The organism is Vibrio sp. 1249-1 (assembly GCF_033340495.1).
On the sequence record NZ_JAWOWJ010000476.1, the window covers coordinates 1 to 731 of the forward strand.

1 protein-coding gene and 1 pseudogene are annotated in these 731 nt (G+C 49.0%); both read right to left on the bottom strand.

Going from position 1 to position 731, the window contains the following annotated elements:
- Nucleotides 1-486: pseudogene (locus tag R7Z50_RS27080) on the bottom strand (flagellar biosynthetic protein FliP); the annotation flags it as partial.
- Nucleotides 473-731, bottom strand: a 259-nt coding sequence (gene fliO, locus R7Z50_RS27085; RefSeq protein ID WP_318149695.1) for a flagellar biosynthetic protein FliO, incomplete at its 5' end; no start/stop codon positions are given. The pseudogene R7Z50_RS27080 and the gene fliO, both read right to left, overlap by 14 nt.

The window sequence follows — 731 nt, forward strand, 5'->3', positions numbered from 1 at the left end:
GAGGTATGGCTGGATAGCCGTGTCATTGATTTCGTTGAGCACAGGAGACATGACAAAGAAGGTCAAGAAAAGCGCGATGCCAATGATCACCTGATTCGATGGTGTTTGTTGTAAGCCCATCGCCTGACGCAGAATCGACATTACCACCACAATTCGGGTGAAAGACGTCATCAAAATCACCATTGCTGGCAAGAAGCCCAGCATGGTCATTAAGGCGAGAATTTGCAACGTAACAGAATAGTCTTCACTGCCATCCGGATTGGTGGTCATGGTGAAAGCTGGAATACCAGCACCATTGCCAACCGACATAGAGCGACTGGCTCCGGTATCGCTTTGCATGGCTTGAACCGTCACACTGCTCCCTTCTGCTAAATTCGCAGGCAGCGGTGATTCCTCTGCCTCAGCAAACGAAAATGAAGAAAACAGCACGCCAACCAGTAGCACCAAAGTGCTAAAAAGCAGACGGATTGGATTACCCTTTGTCATTTTTCTTGATCAGTTGGCTGAACTGACTGGCAAAAGCATTGGTCGCCAACTCTTCCTCTTTCAATGGCTTTTCTAGCTTGGCTAAGGTTTGGATCGATTGACTGGTGATGCCCACCAAAAACTGCTCTTCTCCAACCTGAACCACGGCGATTCGCTCTTTGGTGCCGACAGGTAATTGGCTCACGATGCGTAAACCTTTTTGCTGCCCTAACGCCGGCACTTGCATGCGTTTAAGCAACCATGCC